This window comes from Geobacter sp. AOG1, from assembly GCF_019972315.1.
Taxonomy (GTDB): domain Bacteria; phylum Desulfobacterota; class Desulfuromonadia; order Geobacterales; family Geobacteraceae; genus Geomobilimonas.
The window spans coordinates 1,878,568-1,892,339 of record NZ_BLIZ01000001.1; the positions used below are offsets into that span (position 1 = coordinate 1,878,568).

General features: G+C 53.7%; 11 protein-coding genes. 9 read left to right on the plus strand and 2 right to left on the minus strand.

What is annotated here, in order from left to right; all coding sequences use genetic code 11:
- Window positions 1-86: 86 nt before the first annotated feature.
- Window positions 87-1,739 (minus strand): glycosyltransferase family 39 protein, encoded by a 1,653-nt coding sequence (locus tag LDN04_RS08645; protein WP_223908906.1) that lies wholly within the window; start codon window positions 1,737-1,739, stop codon window positions 87-89.
- 239 nt (window positions 1,740-1,978) lie between these two features.
- Between LDN04_RS08645 and LDN04_RS08650 the strand changes: the two genes are divergently transcribed.
- The 9 genes from LDN04_RS08650 to LDN04_RS08690 all read left to right on the plus strand — a co-directional run bounded on the left by LDN04_RS08650 (window position 1,979) and on the right by LDN04_RS08690 (window position 12,838).
- Window positions 1,979-3,799 (plus strand): tetratricopeptide repeat protein, encoded by a 1,821-nt coding sequence (locus LDN04_RS08650; RefSeq protein WP_223908908.1) that lies wholly within the window; start codon window positions 1,979-1,981, stop codon window positions 3,797-3,799.
- Window positions 3,799-5,667: a lipopolysaccharide assembly protein LapB gene (locus LDN04_RS08655; RefSeq protein WP_223908909.1), complete on the plus strand. Its 1,869-nt coding sequence runs from the start codon at window positions 3,799-3,801 to the stop codon at window positions 5,665-5,667. Before LDN04_RS08650 ends, LDN04_RS08655 begins: the two co-directional genes overlap by 1 nt.
- Window positions 5,668-5,735: 68 nt before the next feature.
- Window positions 5,736-6,119, plus strand: a complete 384-nt coding sequence (locus LDN04_RS08660; RefSeq protein WP_223908910.1) for an HsmA family protein — start codon at window positions 5,736-5,738, stop codon at window positions 6,117-6,119.
- A 211-nt stretch (window positions 6,120-6,330) separates the two neighbouring features.
- Window positions 6,331-7,767, plus strand: a complete 1,437-nt coding sequence (locus tag LDN04_RS08665; protein ID WP_223908912.1) for a B12-binding domain-containing radical SAM protein — start codon at window positions 6,331-6,333, stop codon at window positions 7,765-7,767.
- A 44-nt stretch (window positions 7,768-7,811) separates the two neighbouring features.
- Complete coding sequence (locus LDN04_RS08670) at window positions 7,812-8,093, plus strand: rhodanese-like domain-containing protein (protein WP_223913362.1); 282 nt, start codon at window positions 7,812-7,814, stop codon at window positions 8,091-8,093.
- A 14-nt stretch (window positions 8,094-8,107) separates the two neighbouring features.
- Window positions 8,108-8,824 carry a response regulator transcription factor gene (locus LDN04_RS08675; RefSeq protein WP_223908914.1) on the plus strand — a complete coding sequence of 239 codons (717 nt, stop codon included), beginning with the start codon at window positions 8,108-8,110 and terminating at the stop codon, window positions 8,822-8,824.
- Window positions 8,825-9,928, plus strand: coding sequence for a cell wall metabolism sensor histidine kinase WalK (locus tag LDN04_RS08680; protein WP_223908916.1), 1,104 nt, complete (start codon window positions 8,825-8,827; stop codon window positions 9,926-9,928).
- 154 nt (window positions 9,929-10,082) lie between these two features.
- The gene (locus tag LDN04_RS08685) at window positions 10,083-11,549 is read left to right on the plus strand and encodes a B12-binding domain-containing radical SAM protein (RefSeq protein ID WP_223908918.1); all 1,467 of its coding nucleotides are present in this window, start codon (window positions 10,083-10,085) and stop codon (window positions 11,547-11,549) included.
- 131 nt (window positions 11,550-11,680) lie between these two features.
- On the plus strand, window positions 11,681-12,838 hold the full coding sequence (locus LDN04_RS08690) for a DUF3108 domain-containing protein (protein ID WP_223908920.1): 1,158 nt from the start codon (window positions 11,681-11,683) through the stop codon (window positions 12,836-12,838).
- A gap of 63 nt (window positions 12,839-12,901) precedes the next feature.
- Here the strand turns inward: LDN04_RS08690 and ubiE are convergent, their stop codons facing one another.
- Window positions 12,902-13,609, minus strand: coding sequence for a bifunctional demethylmenaquinone methyltransferase/2-methoxy-6-polyprenyl-1,4-benzoquinol methylase UbiE (gene ubiE / locus LDN04_RS08695; RefSeq protein ID WP_223908922.1), 708 nt, complete (start codon window positions 13,607-13,609; stop codon window positions 12,902-12,904).
- Window positions 13,610-13,772: the final 163 nt, after the last annotated feature.

Genomic DNA, 13,772 nt, shown 5'->3' on the forward strand with positions numbered 1-13,772 from the left:
CTTGTAATATTTATATTTGCAGACGATGATGTATTTTTTAAGGGACAAATCCTGCAGTGGCCTGCTTGGCGCGACAAGTCGTGCCCCTACTGATGAGATGGCGGGAAAACGACGATATGATACCGTTCTTCGAGTGACTTGTCGACCAGGAACGGGAGTGGCCCAAAACTGCTGGAGTAGTAGCCGGCGGCGGCTGAAAAGTTCATGGTAGTCAAAAACCTTGCCGGAGTGAACTGCAGGACTTTTAATGGGGTGCCTTTCACCATGATTTCCGGAAAGGCGTTGGTGCTATTTTCCGGGATCACCATGATATCTCCAGGTTGGACTGAGGCTTTTACCCTGTCGTATGCAGTACCACCATTCTTCTCCATGTAGTACTGGAAACCCCAATGCCCTTGGAACCAGAGCGGTTTAGCCGAACCACCATATGTCCTGCCGATTTCCTTTGCTGCGGTGCGTGCCGTTTCCGCCAGACTATAGTCGGCCCATGCGACCATCATGCAAACGAGCCAGGCGCAGGATAACGATATCAGCATCTGTTTGAAACTTGGTTGCCTCATGGGCTCTTTTTTGTTTTCGAGGAAACGCATGACGACGATACCCACGGCAGGAGCCATCGGGAGGATGCTCCTTCCGTTGACGGACCAGTTCACGATGGCAGCGAAGACAAAAGTTCCCATTATCCACAGAACAAGGAGCATGGAATCAGACTCTCTTCGTTGCCAGAAGTCTTGACCGGTAAGAACGAGAATGTTTATCCCTGCTGCTACGAAAATCGAAAGTTGAAGATAATATCCCCACCAAGGGATCTCGGGGAGGTGGGAAAAGTTGATCCGGTTGAGACCGAAAGCTGCCATCGGGATGAGGATAGCCGCGGCAAACACTATGGGTTTGTTTCGTAGCAGTGGGACAAAGAACAGCGTGGATATGAGGCACCCCCCGGTAAAACTGAGACCGGTGACAAGGTTGGGAAATAGGGCGGCAAGATCCAGGGCCTTTTCTTTGCTGGCATAACTGGCGGCATCCGACAGCAGTCCTCTGCCGTAAATCACGTAGGTCTCCCATTGATACAGGCAAAGGATAACAATCGGGACCAGCAGAAATAGCGCCTGATGCCTCCTTTCGTTACGAGCCATAAGTGTGTACAGGAACAGGAGCGGAATCAGGCTTAATCCAAAGTATTTGGTAAGACTGCAGAGCGCTATCAACACGGTTGCAATGAAAAGATTCCGGCAACTGCCGTCTTTTGTGCCACGCACCCAAAAGTACACTGACCAGACATAGAAAGCGAGCATCATGGTGTCACACATGACCGTCATGCTCGACAGAATGAAGACCGGATTCAAAATGCCGATGAGAGTCGCCATCAAGGGGTTTTGCGTGAAATCCTTAGCCAGGAAGTAGGTTCCCAGTACAGCGGCGACCGCTGGGAAAAGAAAAGCCAGGTGCAGGGGGATTTCGTTCCAACCGAAAAGTGTCGCTACCATGGCGATGTAGTATGAAGCGAGAGGTGGGTTTTTTATGATCCGTGCAGCGTCCATATCAGTGCCATACCAATTGATCCTGAAACCGTAGAAGTCCAGTGGATGGGATTGAATATGTTTGGCAACCCATATGAAGAGCGGTTCATCGATGTTAAACGCCTTGGCGGCAAATGGTGCGAGGGAGAGGACGGTTACCGAGATCAGGATGAGTATTGGAAGAAAGTTGCGGGGGTTTTTCAAGTTTCTTGTGTTCATGGATAGATTATGTAGCATTTGTTGATGGAATTAGCAATAAGGGGCGGTCTTGTTGAAACGGCCAAACAACGACACACCAAACTGCCGCTAATTGTATTGACGGTCTTTATTCTGGGGTGATAAATTCAGCCTCATAGTATCTGCTGGCTGATTGTTTCATTCAGTAAAACGATTGCCGACATGGTGCAGGGTAGGCGCCAACATATAGAAGGTCAGGGTTTACAAAGGATTTTGCGGTAATGACCGACTCACAAAAAACACTCCTCTGGCGATCCGCTTTTATCACTTTTCTCCTCGTCGTGGTCTATGGCAGTACCCTCACCAATCGTTTCGTATGGGACGACCTTGACGTAATAGTTAAAAACCGACTGCTGGAAAACTTCACCAATCTGCCAAAACTGTTCCTTTATGAGGATAGGACTGGCGATGGTCTCACTGGTTACTACCGGCCCGTGACATATATTTCCTTTCTGTTCGATCGAGCTGTCTGGGGCTTGAATCCCGTAGGCTTCAACATTACCAATCTGATCCTCCACATCGTGGGTGTGCTTCTTTTTTACAGAGTGGTGTTTGCGCTGTTCAAGAAGGAACGGATGGCGTTTGTCGCTGCCTTGCTCTTTGCTCTGCATCCGGTTGCTGTGGAAAGCGTGAATTTCCATGCAGGAGGAAGGAACACGCTGCTCAGCGCCTGTTTTTCGTTGCTGGCATTGCTCCTGTATGTCAACAAGAGATGGCTCCCCGCAGTTATCAGTTTTACGGTGGCAATTTTCTCGAAAGAGTTTGCTCTGCTTCTGCCGCTCGTATTGATCGCCTATGACCGGTACATCGGCACGGAAAAGAGACGCTGGACAGCTTACCTCCCCTACCTTGCCTCAATTATCTGCTACCTTACCCTCAGGTCGTTTGCCGTCGCCCATGGCAATTTGCTCACAACGATTCAGCTGTCGGACAATTTGTTATTGATACCCAAAATTGTCGTCAGCTACCTTAAGAACATGTTCTTTCCCGTTGACCTGAAAGTGATCTACGATATTTCCCCCGACGTTTCGGTCCCTTCCTTCACGTTTTATTCGGCACTGCTGCTGGTTGTTATTATCGTTGCGGTCATATTCAGAACAAAGAGGGAAATAGCTTTTTCCGCCTGCTGGTTTTTCCTTTTTTTACTTCCTGTCACCGGCATAGTCCCTCTCGGGACTACCTTGTTAGCGGACCGGTATGCCTATTTTTCGTTAATGGGATTCAGCCTGGCACTGGCCTATGTCATTTGCCAGGGGAATAAGTGGGTCATTGTGGCAGGTACGGTGTTACTCTGTGTTTTTTATGCAGCAATTGACCTGCAACGGAACGCTATCTGGAAAAATATGCCGTCACTTTATGCCCAGATGACAGTCGATGCTCCGGCAAGGAGCATCGGTTTTACAAATCTCGGCATGTATTATTACGAAAACGGGGATCTGGTCAAGGCTGAGAAGTATCTGGAAGAATCCTGTTCAAAGAACGGTATCGTTATTCGGGATGCGTACCACTATTTGTCGGCCGTTTACTGGGAAGGCAACAAGTTCGACAAGGCCTTGACAGTATTGAACAAACTGATGGCTCTTGAGCCCGGCAATCCCCAATCGTATATTATGGCGAGTAGGATCTACGCGAGTATGGGTGATAAAGCCATGGCCGAAAAATACTACGACAAAGTTACGGCAATGTTCCCGAATATCGAAGAGATGCTGAATGGCCGGGTCAGTGTGCTCTGCCGGGAAGGTGAAAAGCTGCTCGCTGAAGGACGACACGCCGAAGCGGAGAGAAAATTCAAGGAAGCCCTGATGATGAACCCGAACTCCGTTCCCGCCCTTATCGACAGGGGAAGCGTGGCCGCCGAGAGGGGTAATCTGGCGAGCGCCGTAGAGCTTTTCAAGAAAGCGATTGACCTCGATCCGCCCAATCCTCAAGCTCACTATAACCTGTCGTTGGCGTACGAATTGATGGGGAGGCCGGCTGAAGCTGCAATCGAAATGAATAGGTACAGGGAGCTGGATGCGTCCGCCAGGCAGTCCCACCGATGATGTCAACCAACTTTACGAAATTAAAGCCGCATCTGGTCCCGGCCATCGTCCTGATTCTCCTGACGTTAGTGGTTTACGGACAGGTCCTGAATTTTGATTTTCTCTCTAACTGGGATGATTATCAGTATGTAACCAGCAACCCGGATATCCGCGGCTTTTCAGCAATCAACCTGGTTCATATTTTCTCTTCATCATACGTCGGAAACTATGCGCCGGTACATCTGCTTTCCTACATGCTCGACTATCAACTGGCTGGGCTGAACCCGGCCTGGTTCCACGGGGTCAATGTAGCGTTTCATACTGTTAACGGCCTGTTGTTCTCCCTGCTGGTCTACCGGTTAACGGGGAAACCGGCCTGGGCTTTCGTGTCCGCCGCCGTTTTTCTTCTGCACCCGGTTCAGGTCGAGTCGGTTGCCTGGGTTTCCCAGCGCAAGAACCTCCTGGCCATGTTTTTCTCGCTCTGCTCGTTCCTCGCCTATCTCTCGTACCGGCAACGAACCGGAGAGGGACGTCAACTTGCCTATATTCTCTCCGTACTTTCCCTGCTGCTTGCGCTCTTTGCCAAGTCGATCGCCGTCATCATGCCTTTCGTCTTTCTGCTCTACGATTTTTACCTTGAACAGCCTCGGCGCAAAAAAGGGGCATTTGTCGACAAGATCCCCTATATTGTAACGGTTGCAGTTGCCTCAGGCATTGCCATGGTAACCCAGTCGGCCGGTGGAGGGAGTGTTGACTTCTTTGAAGGAAACATCGTTGCCAAATTCCTGACGATGCTTACCGTGTTGACTCGCTACGTACAGATTCTGCTCTGGCCGGTAAACGAAAATTTGAATGCGGTCTACATTTTTTTCGTAAAAAACCGCCTCGATGGCGACGTGGCCGTGGCACTCCTGCTTGTTACGACCCTTTGTCTCACCGGTATCTATCTCTGGCGTCGAGAACGGTGCCTGTTTTTCGGTTTTGCCCTGTTTTTTCTCGGGCTGATACCCGTTGCCCAGATTGTTCCGCTCTCAACCCTGATGAATGACCGCTACCTTTACTTCCCCATGCTGGGCGCCGCCTGGATGGTCGGCGGATTGCTGTCCCTCTGCCATGACAGGTTTTTCCCAAAACGGACAGGCGCGGCACTGGTCGTCATTACCTGCCTGCTCATCCCCTATGTGCTGCTTTCTTACCAGCGGACGCAGGTCTGGCAGAACGCCATCGCTCTCTGGAGCGATGTGGTGAAAAAGCTCCCCACGCTCAAGGACCAGCGCGCTACCCTTGCCGCTGCATATATCTATGACGACAAAAAGAAGGAAGCCCTCGCCACCTATGAAGAACTTTTTGCCCTGAAAAGGGAGTTTGCCGATCCTCACGTGGAACAAAAAGCGCTTCTGGAAGCGGCAAATCTCTATATGGACGAGGGATCGCTCGAAAAGGCTTCTCCTCTGCTGCTGACTCTCACGAGGAAGTTTCCCGATTATCCCCGAGGGTTCCTCACACTAGGCCGCTATTATGTCCTTGCCAGGAATCTGCCGGAAGCAGAAAAGGCGTATCATAAGGCATTGCTTCTGGAGCCCGCTTCCCCAAATGCACTTATTTCGCTGGGAAACATATGTCTCGCAACGGGAAGAGTGGCCGAAGCGCGGGCATGGTACCGCAAGTGTTACGAAAATGGCGGCAACAGCCCCGATCTTCAGTTTAATCTGGCCCGTGTTGAAGCGCGTGAGAAGAATTACGAGGCGGCTCTGAACTATCTTGCAGAGGCCCTCAAGCTGGGATACCGCAACCTGGACGCAATTAACAACACTCCGGAGCTTGCCCCCCTTCGGCGACTTCCCTCTAGCAAAGAGCTGTTTACCGTTTATTTTGGCCATCCCTGGTAAGGGCTGAAATTCCATTGTTCGCGGCGGTATGCCTGTGAGGAATGTCTTTGATGTGAAAGGATCTGCTGATGTTGCTGCAAGCGGTAATCTGGATGAACCTGGCACTGCTCTTCTATACGTGGGCGGTTTTTAGCGGGCGGAAACATGGGTTGCACCGGAAGCACCTGATCATCTTCGGCATCGGCCTGTTGTGCGACTATCTTGGAACACACCAGATGAACCTGTTTGCCGCTACTTTCGGCAAGGCGCCCGAATGGCATAACATCACCGGCATTGCCTCGCTGGCCGGTATGGCCTTCCATTTTCTGCTGGCGCTCATTGCCTCGTTGGCCAACCGGGCCGAGGCGGTAAACCGCGTCTTCCACCGGGTCAGCCTCACTATCTACACGTGCTGGCTGGTGGCTTTTTTCAGCGGAGCCATTTCGGGTATGATGCGCATGACGCATTCATAGCGGTACGAGGAAACGGCATGCTCGATTGCCCTGCGGTTTCTTTCCCGTCCACTGTTTATTTGTGGCGATGTTCAGTGAAACGGCTGGGTTTTATCGCCGTAACATGCTAATCTAACAGCACAGAAAGCATTTTGAATCGGTATAACTTTACTGCTCAAAGAACAGGGAGAATTGTATCAAACCAGAAACCAACCCCCGTAAAATCCTGTTTGTGACCCCCCCCTACCATAGTGGCGTGGATGAAGTCGCCGGCCGTTGGGTTCCCCTCGGTTTGGTCTACCTTGCCGGCGCCGCACGACTGGCGGGTCTGGATGCAGAGATCTATGATGCCATGGCCAAGGGAGATGCATATCCCGATATCGAACACCGCCTTCGCGAATCCGTGGCGGCTTACGTTGCCTCAACCGCGATCACCGCTACCATCAATGACGCCGTCAAGACCCTTGAACTGGCCAAGAAGATCAGGCCGGATACCGTAACCATTCTGGGTGGCGTGCACCCGACTTTTATGTATGAAGAGGTGCTTGCAAGCTCTGCTGCCGTTGACTATATCGTCATCGGCGAGGGGGAAGCCACACTCCGGCATTTGCTGGAGGTGCTGGAGGCTGGCGGCGATCCGGCAACAGTTGCCGGAATTGCCTTTCGGAGGGAGGGTGCGGTCGTCAAGACAGATAGCTGCACTTTCAGGGAGACCATTGATGATTTCCCGACTGCGTGGGATCTGCTCGACTGGGGGGACTATTACAGCCTGGTGATCCCCGACTCCCGCCTGGGAGCGATCAGCACCTCCCGCGGCTGTGATCATGACTGCACATTCTGCTCCCAGCAGAGGTTCTGGGAGAAGTCCTGGCGCGCCCGGGACCCCCGGAAGGTGGCCGACGAGCTGGAATATCTATTTACAACGCACCACGTCAACGTCTTCATGCTCACCGATGAGCATCCCACCAGAAGCAGGGAGCGCTGGGAAGCCCTGCTCGATGCGGTCATTGCCAAGGATATCCCGGTTTATCTCTTGATGGAGACCAGGGGCTCGGACATCATCCGGGACAGGGACATCCTCTGGAAATACCGTAAGGCCGGCATCATCTACATATCGACCGGGGTCGAGACAGCCGACCAGACTGCCCTCGATGCAATGAAAAAAGAGATGGTCCTGGGAGAAGCCAAGCAGGTCTTTGATAGCCTCCGCGACCATGAGATCGTGTCCGAGGCGTCTTTCATGGTAGGTTTCCCCGACGAGACTTCAGGGAGCATAAAGAAAACCATGCAACTGGCCCAGCAGTACAACCCGGACATTGCAAACTTTTTCACGTTCACCCCCTGGCCGTATGCAGACGGCTACAATGACCTCAATCCCCTTATTCGTGTCCACGATTATGCAAAATACAACATGGTCGATCCTGTTATCGAGCCCCACAACATGAGCATGCTTCAGATTGAAGTTGCGATAGCGGACGGCTACCGCAATTTTTACATGGGCAAGATACTGGAATACATGACCATGAAGGCCGGATTCAAGCGTGACTATCTGATGCGCATCACCAAGCTGTTCATGAGCAGCAACTTTGTCATGAAAAAACTGGGAATCGGCATAGTTGGCAAGATCCCGGCAACAATTGATGCGATGAAAATGAAACTCAAGGGATGACTCAGCGGAATTCGCCTATGGATCCCCGGATACTCGCAGAAAAAATGGCCTCTGGGCAGCCCCCGACGGTGATAGATGTCCGCACGGGGTTCGAGTTCAGGGCCGGCCATATTCCCGGTGCGATTAACGCACCGGTTTGGAAAATCCTGTTGCTGCTTGAGCCGCTTCCGCAGGATAAAGATGCCGAACTTGTCGTGCTGTGCGAACTTGGTCCTCGGGCCATGATGGGCAAGGTGCTGCTCGGCTTCCTCGGTTTCCGCAATGTCACGCTTCTTACGGGCCATATGGCCGCCTGGCGGCGTTCAGGTCTTCCCATGGTTAAATGATTCGGAGAAATTGAATGTATCAGCCCACTGGCAACGAAGGAACAGTGTTGATCGTAGAAGATGACCGCAATACCGCCGCTCTGGTTGCAACGTATCTCGAACGGGAGGGTTTCTCGACGGTGGTTGTCCACGACGGCGGGGAGGCGCTCCAGGCCGCCGACGATTGTAATCCCGTTTTCGTCATCCTCGACGTCATGCTGCCGAACGTTGACGGCTGGGAGATTTGCGGGGTTCTGCGGAAAAGCTCCGATGTCCCTGTCCTGATGCTCACGGCGCGGGAAGAAGAGGTCGACCGGATTGCCGGACTGGCTATGGGCGCCGATGATTATGTTGTCAAGCCGTTCAGTCCCCGCGAACTGGTGGAACGGGTCAAGGCGATCCTGCGACGCAGCAGGCCGGTTTTGCCCGCTGCTGCGGCAATCCTCTCGTTTGCCGGGCTGGAGTTGGATCCCGAGAAACACAGGGTAACCCGCGAGGGGAAACTTGTTCCCCTTACAACGTGGGAGTACAAACTTCTGTATGCTCTGATGAGTTCTCCCGGGAAGCCCCTTTCCCGAGAGGAACTCCTGAGTCAGTGCTATCAGAACAGCGAGGCGGTTATCGACCGGGTCATCGACGTGCACATCGGCAAACTCCGTCAAAAGATCGAGGATGATCCTTCCCGGCCCTGTTTCATTCTAACGGTGCGCGGCCATGGTTATTCTTTCAGCGACGAAAACCCGGGAGGGTAGATGCGACAGAGGCTGCTCTGGAAGTTATTGATTGGCCACTTCGTCCCGATCTTCGCGATTTTTTCGCTGGTGGTCTGGCAAGCCGTAGACCGGCGGGCGGCAGAATATTACAGGGAGCTGGAAGAACGTTTCCACATCTCGCCGGTTGATGCACATAGCAGGTTTCTTGAAGCTATCCACCACCACATGTTCTGGGGAGTTTTCGCTGCGCTGACCTTTACCCTGCTCTTTACGTACCTCTTGACTACCTGGGTCTTGCGCCCCCTGCTACAGATCACCGCCATCACCAAAAAAGTTGCCGACGGTAACTATTCCGAACGGGTCAACGTGGTGTCCCGCTATGAGGGGGGGCAACTTGCGGATGCCTTCAACCACATGGCCGACAACCTGGAGACGGTTGAACGGCTGCGCAAGAACATGGTAGCCGACATATCCCATGAGCTGCGTACCCCGCTGACCAACCTGCGCGGATACCTGGAAGGCCTGAGCGACTCCGTCATCCCGCCGACCAGCGATACTTTTCAGATGCTTGAGCAGGAGGTCCTGCGCCTGGTCCATCTTGTCGACGATCTCCAGCAACTGGCCAGAGCCGATGCCGCCAAGGCGTTTCTCGATTGCCAGGATATCTCCCTCCACGAACTGCTCGGCCAGATCATGGCCCTGTATCGGCCTAATTTCCAGGAGAAGGAGATTGATGTGCAGTGGCAGCTCGACCCAGGGAGCGATCTCGTGACGGCAGACCGGGACAAGCTGCTGCAGGCGATTCGCAACCTGGCCGACAATGCCTGGAAATACACGCCACGCCGGGGAATCGTGACAATTTCAACGCAGCATACCGCGGACGGCATAAAGACCGTCTTTGCCAACAGTGGCGGGGTCATTGCGGCAGATGATATCCCCTATCTGTTCGAGCGGTTTTTCCGGGCGGACAGGTCGCGCTCCAGGGACGCCGGGGGCGCGGGTATCGGACTGGCAATAGTCAAGGAACTTATCGAGGCGCATGGCGGCACGGTCGGCGCGGAAAGCGACGGGAATGGGACCCGCGTCTGGTTTAACCTCCCTTGTGCCGTAAAATCAATACTAAATGATGACCCAACCTTGTAGCGCCGCTCATCCCTTTCTTTCCCTATCCCTCAATGACATCTGATTCTTTACCAAATCTTTACATGACCATTGATCGTTTCATTGGTAAAGTTCACAAGGTGCTTCGCACGCTTCAACTTTGCAACTGAGACCATTTACGCAGGGGAGGACCAAGATGAGCAAGATTCTTTTTGTAACAGCCCCTTATCACTGCTGGGGAGTGCAGGTAGTCGGCAAATGGCCCCCACTGCATCTGGCCTATCTCGCCGGAGCCGCACTTGAAGCGGGACACGAAGCCCGCATATTTGACGCCATGAACAAAGGGCTCGCGTTCGAAGATATCAGGCAGGAAATAAAACGCTTCCAGCCCGATTTCGTCATGACCCTGGATTATCTTCCGGTCACCGGCGCGATCAGCACCGCCACGGTTCCCGATGCCCTCAGGATTCTGGATGTTGCCAAAGAGGTGAATCCGGCCATTGTCACCCTGCTGGGCGGCCCCCATCCCACCTTCATGTTTAATGAAATCCTCGAAGACGGTAAAAACCACGTAGATTATATCTTGAAGGGAGAGCCGGAGCAGACCTTGAAACAGCTGCTTGCCGCTATCCCGGATGGTAAAGGAAAAGACGTTAAGGGGATTGCGTATCGGGAGGGTGGCGAGGTTGTTTCAAACACCAATCAACCCCACATTGTCGAACTGGACTCCTTGTCTGCAGCGTGGCACCTGCTGGACTGGGATGACTACCAGTATCGTGTCGCGCCCGGCGGCAGAATGGCCTCCATTCTGACCTCCCGCGGCTGCGACATGGAGTGCGCGTTTTGCAGCCAGAGGATGTTCTGGCGCGAGGACTGGCGCTGCCGGAAACCGGAAAATGTCGTCGAAGAAATGGCCCACCTGATCGAGACCTACAATATCGGCTTTTTCACGCTGATCGATGCCTATCCGACCAAACACCGGGACCGCTGGGAACTGTTCCTGGACCTGTTGATCGAGCGGAAGTTCGGGGTCCAGCTGCTCATCGAAACCAGGGTGGAAGATATCATCAGGGATGCGGACATCCTGCACAAATACGCGGAGGCCGGGATCATCCACATTTACATCGGTGCGGAGAGCGCCGACAAGGATACCTTGAACAGCCTGAACAAAGGCACCAGTTTCGAGCAGAACAAGCAGGCACTGGATCTGTGCCGCGAGGCGGGCATCATCACGGAAGCGTCATTCATGATCGGCTTTCCGAATGAAACATGGGATTCAATCGACAGCACCATCGAGTCCGCCAAGTATCTCAATCCGGATATCGCAGTGTTCCCCGTCGTCACCCCCATGCCGTTTACACCGATTCATGCGGATATGAAGGACCGCATCAGGGTATGGGATTACTCGAAATACAATCTGGTGACCCCCATTGTCGAGCCATTCGAGATGACCATGGACGAAATTACCCAGGCACTCGGTACCTGCTACATGAAGTTTTACACCGAGAAGGTGCAGGAAATTGTCGCGCTGGAGGACGGTTTCAAACGGCGCTACATGATGAGCGCGTTCAAGCTGATGATGAAAGATCACGGAAAACATTTCGATTTCTCCGCTTCCGGCATGCCAATGCATTTCACGACAGACGCTTTTGTGAGTTATTGAAAAGATGCGGCACAACTCCGTGGCTCGCCACCTCTGGGGGAGGGCCTTGCCTCCCTCCCTTAAGGGGGGCGAATTTAAAAGCCGCACCCCACAGGGTGCGGCTTTTTGCATAACTAGGGGAAATGTCTCCCATGAATGAAAGAATTCGCATACCGACAATCTGTGTCTGCTTGTCCGTCATGGCGCATTTCCTCCTGTTGTTTCCGCTGGGAAGGCTTGGCAGTTACAATTTTGCCAGACCGGTCAATCTGCTCCAAGCTGTCACGGTCGACGTGAAGGTGTCTGGCGATGCTGACGAGCCTGCCAAGGAAACCACGGGGCAAGAACTCACTGAGACAGTCGGGGGGGGAGCTGCTACGAAAGATGCAGCAAACCATACTCCAACGGTTGGAGCGTCAGTCGATGCATCGCTGGAAGGGATGGCGCAGCGCCAGACCGCCCCGGAGCAGGCAGCGGAGCGCGCTGTAGTAAATGCGGATAAGGCTGACACCTCTCAGCGAACGTTATCGACAATCGAGACGATGCCTGCGACAGCGCGGAAAACAGTGTCTACCTATGAAGTCGTACCACCATTGAGAACAGCTGGCGAGTTCCTGGCGACGGAACGGGAAAAGCTCTCCTACCAGATAAGCATGTTCGGTTTTCCGGTGGGTAGTGCCGAGCTGGAGGCGAAAAACGAGCGCGGAGAGGTGAGGATCACCCTAAAGGTCACGTCCAACGCTGCCCTCGCCAGCCTTTATCCCGTGGATGACTTCATCGAAACGCGGCATATCGCCGGTAACTTTATCGTTACCAAGATCAGGCAGCAGGAAGGCTCATTACGCAGCAACCGCGGATTTACCCTCTTTCTGCGGGACAAGAAAGTGTTCTGGCATAATCTCTTCACGCACAAAAGTAGTAATGAGACAGTTCCGACTAGCGACGTCCTCGATCTTCTCTCCGGTTTTTACTACCTGAGGGGAAGGCCGCTCAAGGTCGGTACGTCGGAAATGCTCCAGGTCTATGACAGCGATCAGTACACCGAAATTCCCGTGCAGGTGCTGCGCCGGGAACGGGTGAGTTTGCCGGGATTCAGGAAAGCCGATACCATCGTGATTAAGCCGCAGTTCAAGACCGACGGCATATTCAAGAGGACCGGAGATGTTACGATCTGGCTGGCCGATGATAACTCCCGGGCGCCGGTGAAGGTGGAGACCCAAATCCCCCTCGGCAAGGTGACGGTGGAACTCCTGTCGGCCGAAAAGGCGGAAGCAGCTCCAACCGCTTCACCGGCTGAAGTGCGGAGGTGACTCCCCATCCTTCACCGCTGCCGTTCTCAGCCAGGGATTCCCGAAAGGAAGTGAAAAGGAAGGTTATTTCTCCCCTACGTAGACCGTGGCGATGCCGAAGGTGAGATTGAAGTGACGAAGGTTCTTAAAGCCCGCCGTGGCCATGAGCGCCTTGAATTCCTCGCGGGAGGGGAACTCCATGACCGAATCGGGGAGGTACTGGTAGGCGCTCTGACGGGAGAAGAGCCCGGCAATGCGGGGGAGGACCTTGAGAAAGTAGAACTGGTAGAGTGCCCGGAACGGGGGGAAGGTGGGGGTGGAGAACTCGAGGATGACGACCCGGCCACCGGGCCTGAGCACCCGGTGCATCTCGGCGAGCCCCTGGGGGCGGTCCACGACGTTGCGGATGCCGAAGGCTATGGTGATCCCGTTGAACCGGTTGTCGACGAAGGGGAGCGCCTCGCAGGGGGAGATTTCGAAGATAATGCGGCCGGCATGGGGGGATGCGGCAACCTTTTGCCGGCCGATCTCCACCATTTCCCGGCTCACGTCGGCGCCGACGATAGAAACGTCTCGCGGGGTCTGCCGGGCGATCTCCAGTGCCACGTCGCCGGTACCGGTAGCGATATCGAGGACCTCTCCACCGGCGGGAACCGCCAGTTGGCCAACGGCAAAGCGGCGCCAGCCCCGGTCGATGCCGAGGGAAAGGAGCCGGTTGAGAAAGTCGTAGCGGGGGGCAATCTCGTCGAACATCGACCGGATCCGCTCCCCCTTCTCACTTAATTTGTACATTTTTACTACCTTTATTGTGGTGGAAATGGTATGAAACTACGCTTGTGAACTATCGTCTTTGCAGGTCCAACAGGTTGTAACTTGTAACATAAAATCAGCCGGGCATGCCAGTAAATTGTTGTGGGGGCGTGGCCTCACGGGGCATTCAGGGTGGCAATGGGAA